The following is a 12719-nucleotide window of genomic DNA, read 5'->3' on the forward strand; positions in this document are numbered from 1 at the left end:
CAGAATCGCCCGCATGCTGGAGACCTCGGCGCGACTTCTGCGCCTGCTGTCCTTGTTGCAGGCCCACCGTGAATGGTCCGGGGCCGAACTCGCCGACCGGTTGGGCGTCACCGCGCGCACCGTGCGCCGGGACGTCGACCGACTGCGCGAACTCGGTTACCCGGTCAACGCCAGCCCCGGCACCGGCGGTGGCTACCAGCTCGGCGCCGGTGCCGAACTGCCGCCCCTGCTGCTCGACGACGAGGAGGCCGTCGCCGTCGCCGTCGGGCTGCGCACCGCGGCGGGGAACGGCGTCGAGGGCATCGGGGAGGCGTCCGTACGCGCCCTGGCCAAGCTCGAACAGGTGCTGCCCCACCGGCTGCGCCGCCGGGTGGGCGCGCTCAACGCCTTCACGGTGCCGATGCTGCGCGCGCCGCGGGACCAGGCGGACCCCTCCGTCCTGACCGAGCTGGCGAACGCCTGCCGCGACGGCGAGCGGCTGCGCTTCGTGTACCGCGACCACAACGGCTCGACGAGCCGCCGGACCGTCGACCCCCACCGGCTCGTCTGCACCGAGCGCCGCTGGTACCTCGTCGCCTGGGACGTCGACCGCGAGGACTGGCGTACCTTCCGCGTCGACCGGGTCACCCCGAAACCGCCGCACGGGCCGCGCGTCCCGCCGCGCAACCCGCCCGCCGAGGACCTCGCCGCCTACGTGGCCCGGGGGGTGTCGACGGCGACGTACGCGGAGACGGCGGTGATCAGGCTGCTGGTACCCGTCGAGCGCGCGGCCGCGGTCGTGTCGCCCTCCACAGGGGTACTGGAGGCCGAGGGGCCCGGCAGCTGTCTGCTGCGCACCGGTGCCGGCAGCCTGGACGTGATGGTCGTTCACGTGGTGCTGATGGGCTTCGACTTCGAGGTGGTCGAGCCGGTGGAGCTGACCGAGCACATCAGGACCGTCCGGGACCGTCTGGGCCGGGCTCTGGACGCCGCCGGCTGACGTCGTCGTGCGGGGACTCCGGCACGGCCGGACGCAGTGGCGCGAACTCCGGGTGGTGCAGGTCGAACGCGGGTGACTCGGAGCGCACGCGGGGGATGGTGGTGAAGTTGTGCCTCGGCGGCGGGCAGGACGTCGCCCACTCCAACGACCGGCCGAACCCCCATGGGTCGTCGACGGTGACCTTCTCGGCGTACTTCTGGGTCTTCCAGACGTTGTAGAGGAACGGCAGCGTGGACGCCCCGAGCAGGAAGGCGCCGATGGTGGAGACGGTGTTCAGCGCGGTGAAGCCGTCGGCGGCCAGGTAGTCGGAGTACCGGCGGGGCATGCCCTCCGCACCCAGCCAGTGCTGGACCAGGAAGGTGATCTGGAAGCCGAGGAAGAGCGTCCAGAAGTGGATCTTCCCGAGGCGCTCGTCGAGGAGCCTGCCGGTGAACTTCGGCCACCAGAAGTAGAAGCCGGCGAACATCGCGAAGACGACCGTGCCGAAGACCGTGTAGTGGAAGTGGGCCACGATGAAGTACGAGTCGGTCACGTGGAAGTCCATCGGCGGCGAGGCGATGATGACTCCGGTCAGCCCGCCCAGGAGGAACGAGACCAGGAAGCCGACCGCCCACAGCATGGGCGTCTCGAACGACAGCGAGCCCTTGAGCATCGTGCCGCTCCAGTTGAAGAACTTCACCCCGGTCGGCACGGCGATCAGGAACGACAGCAGCGAGAAGAAGGGCAGCAGTACGGCGCCGGTGGCGAACATGTGGTGGGCCCACACCACCACCGAGAGCCCGGTGATCGCCATCGTGGCCCCGACGAGGGTCAGATAGCCGAAGATCGGCTTCCTGGAGAACACCGGGATGATCTCCGTGATGATGCCGAAGAACGGCAGCGCGATGATGTAGACCTCGGGATGGCCGAAGAACCAGAACAGGTGCTGCCACAGCAGCGCGCCGCCGTTCCCCGCCTCGAAGACCACCGAGCCGAAGCGCCGGTCCGACTCCAGCACCAGCAGCGCCGCCGCCAGGACCGGGAAGGCCACCAGCACCAGGATCGTCGTGAACAGGATGTTCCAGGTGAAGATCGGCATCCGGAACATCGTCATCCCCGGCGCCCGCATCCCGATGATCGTCGCCAGGAAGTTCACGGAGGTGAGGATCGTGCCGAAGCCGGAGAGGGCGAGACCCATGATCCACAGGTCGATGCCGGCGCCGGGGGAGCGTTCCAGGCTGTTGAGCGGCGCGTAGGCGGTCCAGCCGAAGGCGGCGGGGCCGGTCGGCACCAGCAGCGAGCCGAGCACCATCAGCCCGCCGAAGAGGAACAGCCAGTACGAGAGCATGTTCAGCCGCGGGAAGGCCACGTCCGGCGCGCCGATCTGCAGCGGCACGATCTCGTTGGCGAAGCCCGCGAAGGTCGGCGTCGCGAAGAGCAGCAGCATGATCGTGCCGTGCAGGGTGAACGCCTGGTTGAACGTCTGGTTGGTGACCAGCTGGAGCCCGGGGCGGGCCAGCTCCGCCCGCATCAGCATCGCCATCAGCCCGGCGATCAGGAAGAAGACGAACGACGTGACCAGATAGAGGTGCCCGATCTTCTTGTGGTCGGTGGTCGTCAGCCAGTCCACGACCACCCGGCCCCGCCGGCGCACCGGCGCCGGTGAGGCGGCGGCCTCGGCGGTGTCCGTGCCCATGGGCCGATGCTAGCCACGGGGCTCCGTATGAGCCGGTGGGACACGGAACGGGGCGCGGTGCGATACGCGTACGGGTGAGCGACCGGTTCGTCCGGGGCCGTCACCTATTCGTCCGGAAGCATCACCGGTTCGTCCAGAAGTAGGACGTGCGTAAAACGCGAAGAATTCGTGCCGCGTGGACGGCCGGGGGAAAGTCCGCGACGGACGTAATTCACGGCCCGGGCGGACGGTGGGGCAACGGTTCGGGAATTCCGGGGGAATTCCTGTGCGAACGGATCGAATTAGCCGCACTGATGATCGACACCGGGTCAAACGTATGTCGTGAACCTGTGACAGAAGTGTGACCAGTGGGGTACGTGGGGCGGGAGGTGAGTGCGGCACCGCCCTTCCCTACCGCATTTCGCCGGTCGCCGACAGGCCTTCCGTCACCGTCCACTGCCGCCTACGGTGATTCCATGGCACCGACACCGACCCCCTCAGGACAGCCGGACGACGCCCCGGAGTCCTATGTCGGCCTCGACGCCGACAGTGCGGAGCGGCGCGCCCGCGGCCGCGGCTGGACCACCGTCAGATCGCTTCCGCCCGGCTCCGTCATCACCATGGAGTACCTCGAGGGCCGGCTGAACTTCGAGGTCGACGACGGCACCGTCCGCCGCTGCTGGAAGGGCTGACCACGCGGACCCGGGCGTGCCGCGGGCGGGCTCACGGCAAGAACCCGGACACGGCCCGGCGGACACGGCGAAGGCCCCGACCGAGGTCGGGGCCTTCGCCGTGGGAACTCTCCGCGCACGCCGCCGCAGGCCGTCAGCCGCCCACCGGGCGCGACCGGGGTGGGCGCCGGCTCCCGGCCGGGGCCGTGGTCCAGGGCGTGTGCGGCGGATGCGGCGAGCGCCCCACCGCGTGCGTGCGGGCCTGCCCGTGCCGGGCGGCCGCGGTGACGCCGGAGGTGGCCGGCGCTCCGGTCTGCTGCTTCTGCCCGGCGGCCGGCAGCGCGACGCTGCCGACGGTGCTCCTGGTGCCCGCCGTACGGGCGGCGCTCGTCGCCCCCACCGGGCGGCGCACCGGTTCCCCGCCGTCCTCGGCCGGGATCCGCTGCGGGTACACGGCCGGCCGCGGGCCGCCGGAGGCGACGGGCAGCGACGGCAGCGGCAGCCGACGGGCGCGCAGCCGGTTCCGCAGCGAGAGGATCGCGTCCTCGACGCGTGCGATGAGCGGCTCGCACCACGGCAGGGCGAGCAGGATCAACAGACCGGCGGCCCAGCCCAGCAGCACGTCGCTGAGCCAGTGCGTACCGAGGTAGACGGTCGTCAGCCCGACGCCCAGGGCGACCACGGCGGACAGCGCCGACAGATATCGCCTGGCCCGCGGCGTGGTGGCCAGATAGGCGAGGATTCCCCAGGTCACGACGGCATTGGCGGTGTGGCCCGAAGGAAATATATCGCCGCCGGCGAAGAGTTCGGCGGAGCCGATCTGCGTCGCGTAGTGCGGGCCCAGCCGGCCCAGGCCCAGCTTGACCGCTCCCACCGTCGCGTTCAGCAGCAGCAGCGAGGCCCCCAGCACCAGCAGCGGACGCAGCGTGTGCTGCCGCCATGAGCGCCAGCCGAGCCAGGCGGCGACCATCACGGCCGTCGGTCCGCGCTGGCCGAGCACCACGAAGTAGTCCAGGAACGCGTGCAGTTCGGGCCACTGCTGATACGGCCGGAAGAGCATGACCTTCCAGTCGACGATCACCAGCCAGGACGAGATGAGCACGGCGACGACGATCGCGAGATAGAACGCCGAAGTCCCGCCGAAGAGGGCGAGACGGGTGCGGCTCATCCGCGGGATCTCTATCTTCGGCGGCTCCGGCTCCCGGTCCAGACGGGCAAAGATGTCGGTACGCACCCAATCGACGTTACAGCGAGTGAGTGTCCGACCAGGCCCATCCAGGCTCTTCGTGATGACGATGTGATGTGGACTATGTCTCAGCGGCGCATTGAAAGACGCCGACGGCTAAATCAGGCGGACCGCGATCCCTATTGCACGCACCGGTTCTCCGTAAGTGTGTTTGCAGGCGGCGGTAACACTTCACGGGATTGCCGCGCCGAATTCCGGGACCGTTCGGGGGTGATCGCGCGGCCGCGTCGGCGTGGCGTACGCCACACCCGCCCCGCCGCCCGGGTGAGAGGTGCACCACGCGCCGCCGTCCGGGACTCGCGTACTCTGGCTGATCACTCGCCCGTCGATGCCGGGCCGCCCCCACCGGGCCAAGCCCCCGGCCGGGCCCACCGACGCGAGACCCAGCAGGAGGTACGTAGATGTTCGGGAGGACCACGGCCGGAGCACGCCCGCGTGCCGCCGGCGGCGGTGCCAACCGCTGGGTCGTCCTGCTCGTCCTCTGCGTGAGCCTGCTCCTGGTCGCGCTGGACGCGACCGTGCTGCACGTCGCCGTGCCCGCCGTCACGGAGGACCTCCGCCCGTCCGGGGTCGAACTCCTGTGGATCGTCGACGCCTACCCCCTGGTGTGCGCCTCGCTGCTGATCCTCTTCGGCACCCTCGGCGACCGGGTCGGGCGCCGGCGCGTCCTGCTGCTCGGCTACGCGCTCTTCGGCGTCGCCTCGGCCGTCGCCGCGCTGGCCACCACGCCCGAGGTGCTCATCGGCGCCAGGGCGCTGCTCGGCGTCGGCGGTGCGATGATCATGCCGGCGACGCTCTCCATACTCCGGGCCGTCTTCCCGGACCGGCGCGAGCGCGCCACCGCCATCGGCATCTGGACCGCCGTCGCCGCGGTCGGCGCCGCCACCGGTCCCGTCCTGGGCGGCTTCCTCGTCCAGCACTTCTGGTGGGGCTCGGTCTTCCTGATCAACATCCCGCTGATGCTGCTGATCCTGCCGGTCGGCCGCTGGTTGCTCCCCGAGTCCCGGGGCGACCGCGGGGGTCCGTGGGACGTCCTCGGGGCACTCATGGCCGCCGCCGGAGTGCTCGGCGTCGTCCTCGGCGTGAAGCGGCTCGGCGCCGGCGACGCGCTGCTGGACCTCGGCACGGCCGGCCCGCTGCTCGCCGGGGCCGTGCTCCTCGTCCTCTTCGTCCGCCGCCAGAAGCGCCGCAGGCATCCGCTGATCGACATGCGGATGTTCGCCCGGGCGACCTTCTCCACCTCGGTCGGCTGCATCGTCCTCGCCATGCTGGCGCTCGTCGGCCTGGAGCTGATCGCCGTCCAGTACCTCCAGCTCGTGCTCGGGCTGAGTCCGCTGGAGACCGGTCTGCGCCTGCTGCCGCTCACCTTCGCCGCGATGGCCGCCGGAGCCACCGGTTCCCTCACCCTCCGCCGCCTCGGCCCCCGGCGGATGGTCGGCTGGGGCTTCGTGCTCACGGCCGCCGCCGTGGTGCTGCTGACCCTGATGGGGCAGCACGACCGGCCGCTGCTGCTCACCGCCGGATTCGTCCTCCTCGGCTTCGGGCTGCAGACCACGCTCTTCGGCGCGTACGAGTCGATGCTCAGCGAGGCCCCGCCCGAGCAGGCGGGCGGCGCCGCCGCCATCGGGGAGACCTCCTACCAGCTGGGCGCCGGCATGGGCATCGCGCTGCTCGGCAGTGTCATGAACGCCGCCTACGCCCCCGGGCTCGACGACGCCGCGAGCGCTCCGCCCGCGGCACGCAGCGCCGCCGCACACTCGCTCGGCGAGGCGTACCAGGTGGCCCTCCAGCTGGGCGGCCCCGCCGGGGACGCGCTGCGGACCGCCGCCCGGCACGCCTTCGTCCACGGACTGCACGTCACGCTCTTCGTCAGCGCGGGGCTGCTGCTGCTCGGCGCGCTGGCCGCACTCCGGCTGCCGAAGGTCATGGAGTGCGCCGAGCCCGACGACCTCACGGGCCTCCACGACGGGCGGCGGGCCCCGGACACCCGGTCCGGGCCTCCCGCGCCGGAGCCCGCACTGCCGGGCGCCCCGCTCCGGGACCACCTACGGCCGGAGTCCGCGGTCCCCGCGCGCCGTGCGCCCGCGGAGGCGGGCGGTCCGGCACGCACTGGACGCACGGCACACTGAGCCGTAACGTCAGCGCCGAGCATCGAATACCACTGCTGGCCAGTGCCGTGGCCGGAGAGGTCCACCGGCAGACCTCTCCGGCCACGGCACCGGTTTTCCAGGACACCGGCTGCCGTCCGAGACCCGGACAGCGCCGAGCGAGCCGCCGGAGGCACCCTCATGTCCGCACCCTCGAAGCTGCCCCCCTTCGACCCCGCCGACCCCCTCGGCATCGACGACCTGCTGGAGCCGGAGGACCTCGCTGTCCGCGACACGGTCCGCTCCTGGGCCGCCGGCCGCGTGCTGCCGCACATCGCCCAGTGGTACGAGAGCGGTGAACTCCCCGCCATCCGCGAACTGGCCCGGGAGCTCGGCTCGATCGGCGCGCTCGGGATGTCGCTGACCGGCTACGGCTGCGCCGGCGCCACCTCCGTCCAGTACGGACTCGCCTGCCTGGAGCTGGAGGCCGCCGACTCCGGTATCCGCTCGCTCGTCTCCGTCCAGGGCTCGCTCGCGATGTACGCGATCTGGAAGTACGGCTCCGAGGAGCAGAAGCAGCGGTGGCTGCCGTCCATGGCGGCCGGCGAGACCATCGGCTGCTTCGGGCTCACCGAGCCCGACCACGGCTCCGACCCGGCGGGAATGCGCACCTACGCCAAGCGCGACGGCTCCGACTGGGTGCTCAACGGGCGCAAGATGTGGATCACCAACGGCTCCGTCGCCGGCGTCGCCGTCGTCTGGGCCCGGACCGACGACGGCATCCGGGGCTTCGCCGTCCCCACCGACGCACCGGGCTTCTCGGCCCCCGAGATCCGGCACAAGTGGTCGCTGCGGGCCTCCGTCACCAGCGAACTCGTCCTGGACGAGGTGCGGCTGCCGGAGGACGCCGTCCTCCCGGGCGTGACGGGACTCAAGGGACCGCTCAGCTGCCTGTCGCACGCCCGATACGGCATCGTCTGGGGTGCGATGGGCGCGGCGCGCTCCAGCTTCGAGGCGGCGCTGGACTACGCGAGGACGCGGGAGCAGTTCGGAAAGCCCATCGGGGGCTTCCAGCTCACCCAGGCCAAGCTCGCCGACATGGCGCTCGAACTGCACAAGGGAATCCTGCTCGCCCACCATCTCGGGCGGCGGATGGACGCCGGGACGCTCCGCCCGGAGCAGGTCAGTTTCGGGAAGCTGAACAACGTACGGGAGGCGATCGAGATCTGCCGCACCGCGCGTACGATCCTCGGCGCCAACGGGATCTCGCTCGAGTACCCCGTGATGCGGCACGCCACCAACCTCGAGTCGGTGCTCACCTACGAGGGCACCGTCGAGATGCACCAGCTCGTGCTGGGCAAGGCGCTCACCGGCCTCGACGCGTTCCGGTAGGCCGACCGTCCCGTTGCGGCCGGCCGGCGAGCGCCCCGCTCAGCTCTGGTTGAAGAAGCCGTCGCCCGGGCGGCCCGCGGACTCCCCGCTGACGATCTCCGTGTCGGCGGGGGTCAGCAGGAAGACCCGGGTCGCCACGCGCTCGATGGAGCCGCGCAGTCCGAAGGTCAGCCCGGCCGCGAAGTCCACCACGCGCTTGGCGTCCGAGGGCTCCATGGAGGTCAGGTTGACGATGACGGGAACGCCCTCGCGGAAGTGCTCGCCGATGCCGCGCGCGTCCCGGAAGCTGTCGGGGGAGACGGTGGCGATCCGGCGGCCCTGCTCCTCGGCCGTCTCGGAGGCCACCCGGACGCGGGGGTCGGTCACCCACTGGTCGCCGGCCCCCGTACCCTCGGCGTACTCGTCGTCGTAGTAGCGCTCGTCGTTGTCCTCGACGAGACCGAGCCATGCACTCGCCTTGCGCACCGATCCCATGGACGCCTCCTTTCGACCGCGGTCACTTGTGGTTCCGCATATCCCTATGGTCGTCCATAATGCGGATCGCGCGCCAAGTGGATAGTCGCCGCGCAGGGGATTCGTGACGGTACTGGTGCAGAACATGTGGCGGTTCGTCAAGATTGTTCCAGCGTAGGGGCCCTGAAGGGGCTCATATCGAAGCAAAATATGAATGCCTCGGCAGACGGGTGAGCGTCGGAGCGTCCGGGTGAACGGGCGGGCCGGATACGATGCGGCCGCACACTCGAACGACACCCGGGGGAACGTCGTGTTCGGAATCGTCCGGCCCTGTACCCATCGCCTCACCGACGGGCTCAAGGCGGAGTGGACGGCCCATCTCTGCGGGCTCTGCCTGGCACTTCGCGCGGACCACGGGCAGTTCGCCAGGGTCGTCACGAACTACGACGGGCTCATCGTCTCGGTTCTGACGGAGGCTCAGACCGGACGGACCCCCGCGCATCGGCGCACGGCCGGGCCCTGCCCCCTCCGCGCCATGCGCACCGCGCCCGTCGCCCGGGGCGAGGGCGCCCGGCTGGCCGCCGCCGTCTCGCTCGTCCTCGCCTCGGCCAAGGTCCGCGACCACGTGGCCGACCGGGACGGGGTGCTGGCCCGCAGGCCGGTGGCCGCGGCCGCGCGGCGGATCGCGACGGGCTGGGACCGTGCCGGCGCCCGTGCCGGCGCGGCACTGGGTTTCGACACGGCGGTGCTGGTCGACGCGGTGGACCGGCAGACCGGGATCGAATCGCTGACCGGCCCCGGCACGCCGCTGCTGGTGGTGACCGAGCCCACGGAGACGGCGACCGCGGCCGCCTTCGCGCACACCGCGGTCCTCGCCGGCCGCCCCGGCAATGCCGCGCCGCTCGCCGAGGCCGGCCGGCTCTTCGGACGGCTGGCGCACCTGCTGGACGCCGTGGAGGACCGGGAGGCCGACGCCGCGTCGGGTGCCTGGAACCCGCTCACGGCCACCGGCACGAGCCTCACCGAGGCCCGCCGTCTCGCCGACGACGCCCTCCACGGCATCAGGCTCGCCCTGCGGGACGCGGAGTTCGTCGACGACCGGCTGCTGCACATGCTCCTCGCACACGAACTGCGGAGGTCCGTGGACCGGGCCTTCGGCTCGGCGGCCTGCGTGCACCAGGGACACGGCGGCCGGCCCCCGCAGGGAGGCGGTCCGTACGGCGGCCCCCACGGGGGAGGGGCAGGACCGTACGGACCCGCCGACCCCCATGGAGGCGGCGACCCGTACGGCGGCACTCCCTACGGCGGCGGACCCGGCGGGAACGGGGGCGAGCCGCCCCGGTTCGGCTTCGGCGGCGAGCCCTCGAAGCCCAAGCCGCGCGGCTTCTGGGCGGGCTGTGCGGTCTTCGTCGGCCTGTGCTGCACCTGCCGGCTCTGCTGCGCCGAGCAGTACGAAGGCCCCTGGTCCCGCAAGAAGCGTGAGGGCTGCTGCCGCAAGTGCGACTGCAACTGCGACGGTTGCGACTGCTGCTGTCCCTGTGACGGCTGCTAGGGGTGTTTTGAGAGAAGCGTCGTCCGCCCGCAGGGCGGGTGCCGGGCTGCGGTCGCGTCTCGGCCTCGGCGGACTCCTCGGGCAGGACTGATCGAAGGGCACCGCACCACACCGTGGCCGGAGGAAGCGGCACGAAGGGCGTGGCCCCGTTCCGGTCCCTGCGGACCGCCGGCCCTCACCTGTCACCTTCTGGCTCTGGGACCACACGGAAGGGCGAATTCCGGTCATCCCCCGGGTCAGGTGTGACGACGGTGGGGCCGTGGTACCGAGGCCGCGGCCGAGGGCGGGCTCCTCGTCGACGGGGACCGGTGCCGCCCGGCTCGCCGGGGCCGCCGCCCCGGCGGGGGACCACGGGTTTCGCACGGCGAGCGCCGACTCGCCGTGGGCCGTCCTCGCCGGCCTGACCGGAGGAGGGGGCGATTGCCGTGTCCGCCTTCCGCTGCCGGGACCGCCGGCCCGCTCACCGTCGCGCCGACCGGACGCCACTGTTCCCCACGGCCCTCGCGGCTCGCTCCGCCCACCCCGTCCCGCCCCGGGCGGCGAACTCGCGGACGAACTCCCCCACCACGGAAGGAACCTGAGGTGCCGTCGATCCGTCCGACCCGCGACGGACCTCATGGGCCCCGGAGCCACCACCCCTCCGAGGCCGTCCGGCGTGCCATGGCGCCGCGCGGCCGAAAGGCGCCCTTGCGCGGCAAGTTGGCTCGTCGAATACTCCCGAACAGCGCTTGTCAGGGGCACAACGTGACCGGAATCCGGACACATCCCCACGCCCGCTGACTGCGCCTCACGGACCCGTCAACCCCACAGTCGGGTCCCCGATTCCCCTCGGGAGGAACGAGAAGTGAGGATCAAGCGCACCACCCCCACCCACGGCGTGGCCAGACGTACCCGTCTGCTCGCCGTGACGACCGGTCTCGTCGCCGCCGCCGCACTGGCCGTCCCCACCGCAGGTGCCGTCGAGGCCCCCGTCACCTTCAGCGCGTCCCAGCTCTCCGCCGCGAGCGACGCCGTGCTGACCGCCGATGTGGCAGGTACCGCCTGGCACGTCGACAAGGCGACCAACACCCTGGTCGTGACCGCCGACTCCACCGTCTCCAAGGCCGAGATCGCGCAGATCGAGCGGGCGGCCGGCGCGAACGCCGGTGCTCTCCGTATCGAGCGCACTCCCGGCCGGTTCAGCAAGCTCATCTCGGGCGGCGACGCCGTCTACGCCACCAGCTGGCGCTGCTCGCTGGGCTTCAACGTCCGCAGCAGTTCCGGCACTTCGTACTTCCTGACAGCGGGCCACTGCACCGACGGCGCGGGCACCTGGTACGCGAACTCCGCCCGCACCACCGTACTCGGCCCGACCGCGGGCTCCAGCTTCCCGGGCAACGACTACGGCATCGTGCGCTACAGCAACACCTCCATCGCCAAGCCGGGCACCGTCGGCAGCGTCGACATCACCAGCGCCGCCAACGCGACGGTCGGCATGTCGGTGACCCGCCGCGGCTCCACCACGGGCACCCACAGCGGCACCGTCACCGGCCTCAACGCCACGGTCAACTACGGCGGCGGTGACGTCGTCTACGGCATGATCCGCACGAACGTGTGCGCTGAACCCGGCGACAGCGGCGGCCCGCTGTACTCCGGCAGCCGGGCCATCGGCCTCACCTCCGGCGGCAGCGGCAACTGCTCCAGCGGCGGTACGACCTTCTTCCAGCCGGTCACCGAGGCCCTGAGCGCCTACGGCGTCAGTGTCTACTGAGCCGTCCCGCAAGGACAGGGAACAACAGCGGTCCAGCAAGAGCCCCCACCGTGCACCGGAAGCCGTCGGTTGATTCGGGGGTTCGCCCGACGTCGGCCTTCACGACCCGTTGTGGTCGTGAAGGCCGACGTTGTCGTACGGGGTGGGTGCGGGTGACGACGCGGCCGGGCGGGCCGGGCGAGTCCTCGGCGGAGACGGTGCGTGCGGCAGGGTCGCGTTCCCGAGGAGGAACCCGGCGATCCGGGCCGGGGCGGGTGGGGAGCGTCGTTCCGCGACGAGGGGTTCGCGGATGCCACCTGCACCGGGGCAGGGCCGGCCCACCGCCGGGACCCCGACCGCGAGAAGGTCCGGCCCCGAACCGGCCGACCGCATCCGCGCCACGGCGGGGGCTCGACGTATTGCACACTTTTGAGAGGATGGTCGCGGCCACAATGGATCGGGGGGCGGATGAAGCGCATCGGAGTGACCGGCCACAGAAGCATTCCGCCCGAGGCCATGCCCCATGTGCTGGCCGGGATGAAGGCGGTGCTGTGCGGCGGCCGTGAGGGTGCTCTGCAAGCGCTCTCCAGCCTGGCCGAGGGGGCCGATCAGCTCTTCGCCGACATCGCCCTCGCCTGCGGCGCCGAGCTCACCGTGGTCATCCCGAGCGGGGACTACGAGGACGGCTTCGACGACCCGGGCGCCCTGGCCTGCTACCGGCGGCTCCGGTGCCGGGCCACCCAGGAGGTACGGCTGGCGTTCCCCCACTCCACGGACGAGGCGTACTACGCGGCCGGTGCCTACATCGCCGACAACTGCGACCGGCTCCTCGCCGTCTGGGACGGCCGGCCCGCCCGCGGCCTCGGCGGCACCGGCGACATCGTCCGCTACGCGCGGGAGCGCGGCACACCCGTGACGGTGGTGTGGCGCGACGGGGTCGAGCGGGACTGACACGC

Annotated in this window: 10 protein-coding genes; 7 read left to right on the plus strand and 3 right to left on the minus strand. The window is 71.9% G+C overall.

Annotated features, from left to right (window positions below; genetic code table 11):
- Positions 1-13 precede the first annotated feature (13 nt).
- Complete coding sequence (locus tag O7595_RS27060) at positions 14-979, plus strand: helix-turn-helix transcriptional regulator (RefSeq protein ID WP_269731209.1); 966 nt, start codon at positions 14-16, stop codon at positions 977-979.
- On the opposite strand, the gene ctaD is transcribed toward O7595_RS27060, so the two are convergent.
- The gene (gene ctaD, locus O7595_RS27065) at positions 930-2654 is read right to left on the minus strand and encodes an aa3-type cytochrome oxidase subunit I (RefSeq protein ID WP_269731210.1); all 1725 of its coding nucleotides are present in this window, start codon (positions 2652-2654) and stop codon (positions 930-932) included. The two genes, O7595_RS27060 and ctaD, sit on opposite strands and share 50 nt — an antisense overlap.
- Before the next feature lie 455 nt (positions 2655-3109).
- On the opposite strand from ctaD, the gene O7595_RS27070 reads away from it, so the two are divergent.
- Positions 3110-3325 (plus strand): I78 family peptidase inhibitor, encoded by a 216-nt coding sequence (locus O7595_RS27070; RefSeq protein ID WP_269731211.1) that lies wholly within the window; start codon positions 3110-3112, stop codon positions 3323-3325.
- Positions 3326-3458: 133 nt separating this feature from the next.
- Here O7595_RS27070 and O7595_RS27075 read toward each other — a convergent pair whose 3' ends face one another.
- Positions 3459-4538 (minus strand): phosphatase PAP2 family protein, encoded by a 1080-nt coding sequence (locus O7595_RS27075; protein WP_269731212.1) that lies wholly within the window; start codon positions 4536-4538, stop codon positions 3459-3461.
- Between the two features lie 413 nt (positions 4539-4951).
- Here O7595_RS27075 and O7595_RS27080 point away from each other — a divergent pair, with 413 nt between their 5' ends.
- Positions 4952-6679 carry an MFS transporter gene (locus tag O7595_RS27080; protein WP_269731213.1) on the plus strand — a complete coding sequence of 576 codons (1728 nt, stop codon included), beginning with the start codon at positions 4952-4954 and terminating at the stop codon, positions 6677-6679.
- 159 nt (positions 6680-6838) lie between these two features.
- Positions 6839-8029, plus strand: a complete 1191-nt coding sequence (locus O7595_RS27085; RefSeq protein WP_269731214.1) for an acyl-CoA dehydrogenase family protein — start codon at positions 6839-6841, stop codon at positions 8027-8029.
- A gap of 39 nt (positions 8030-8068) precedes the next feature.
- On the opposite strand, the gene O7595_RS27090 is transcribed toward O7595_RS27085, so the two are convergent.
- The gene (locus tag O7595_RS27090; protein WP_138056106.1) at positions 8069-8503 is read right to left on the minus strand and encodes a cell division protein SepF; all 435 of its coding nucleotides are present in this window, start codon (positions 8501-8503) and stop codon (positions 8069-8071) included.
- A 289-nt stretch (positions 8504-8792) separates the two neighbouring features.
- On the opposite strand from O7595_RS27090, the gene O7595_RS27095 reads away from it, so the two are divergent.
- The 3 genes from O7595_RS27095 (at position 8793) to O7595_RS27105 (ending at position 12714) form a co-directional block, all read left to right on the plus strand.
- Positions 8793-10034 carry a DUF5685 family protein gene (locus tag O7595_RS27095; RefSeq protein ID WP_269731215.1) on the plus strand — a complete coding sequence of 414 codons (1242 nt, stop codon included), beginning with the start codon at positions 8793-8795 and terminating at the stop codon, positions 10032-10034.
- 844 nt (positions 10035-10878) lie between these two features.
- The gene (locus O7595_RS27100) at positions 10879-11784 is read left to right on the plus strand and encodes a S1 family peptidase (RefSeq protein ID WP_269731216.1); all 906 of its coding nucleotides are present in this window, start codon (positions 10879-10881) and stop codon (positions 11782-11784) included.
- A 447-nt stretch (positions 11785-12231) separates the two neighbouring features.
- On the plus strand, positions 12232-12714 hold the full coding sequence (locus O7595_RS27105) for a hypothetical protein (protein WP_269731217.1): 483 nt from the start codon (positions 12232-12234) through the stop codon (positions 12712-12714).
- The last annotated feature ends 5 nt before the right edge of the window (positions 12715-12719 follow it).

This window comes from Streptomyces sp. WMMC940 (genome assembly GCF_027460265.1).
GTDB lineage: Bacteria > Actinomycetota > Actinomycetes > Streptomycetales > Streptomycetaceae > Streptomyces.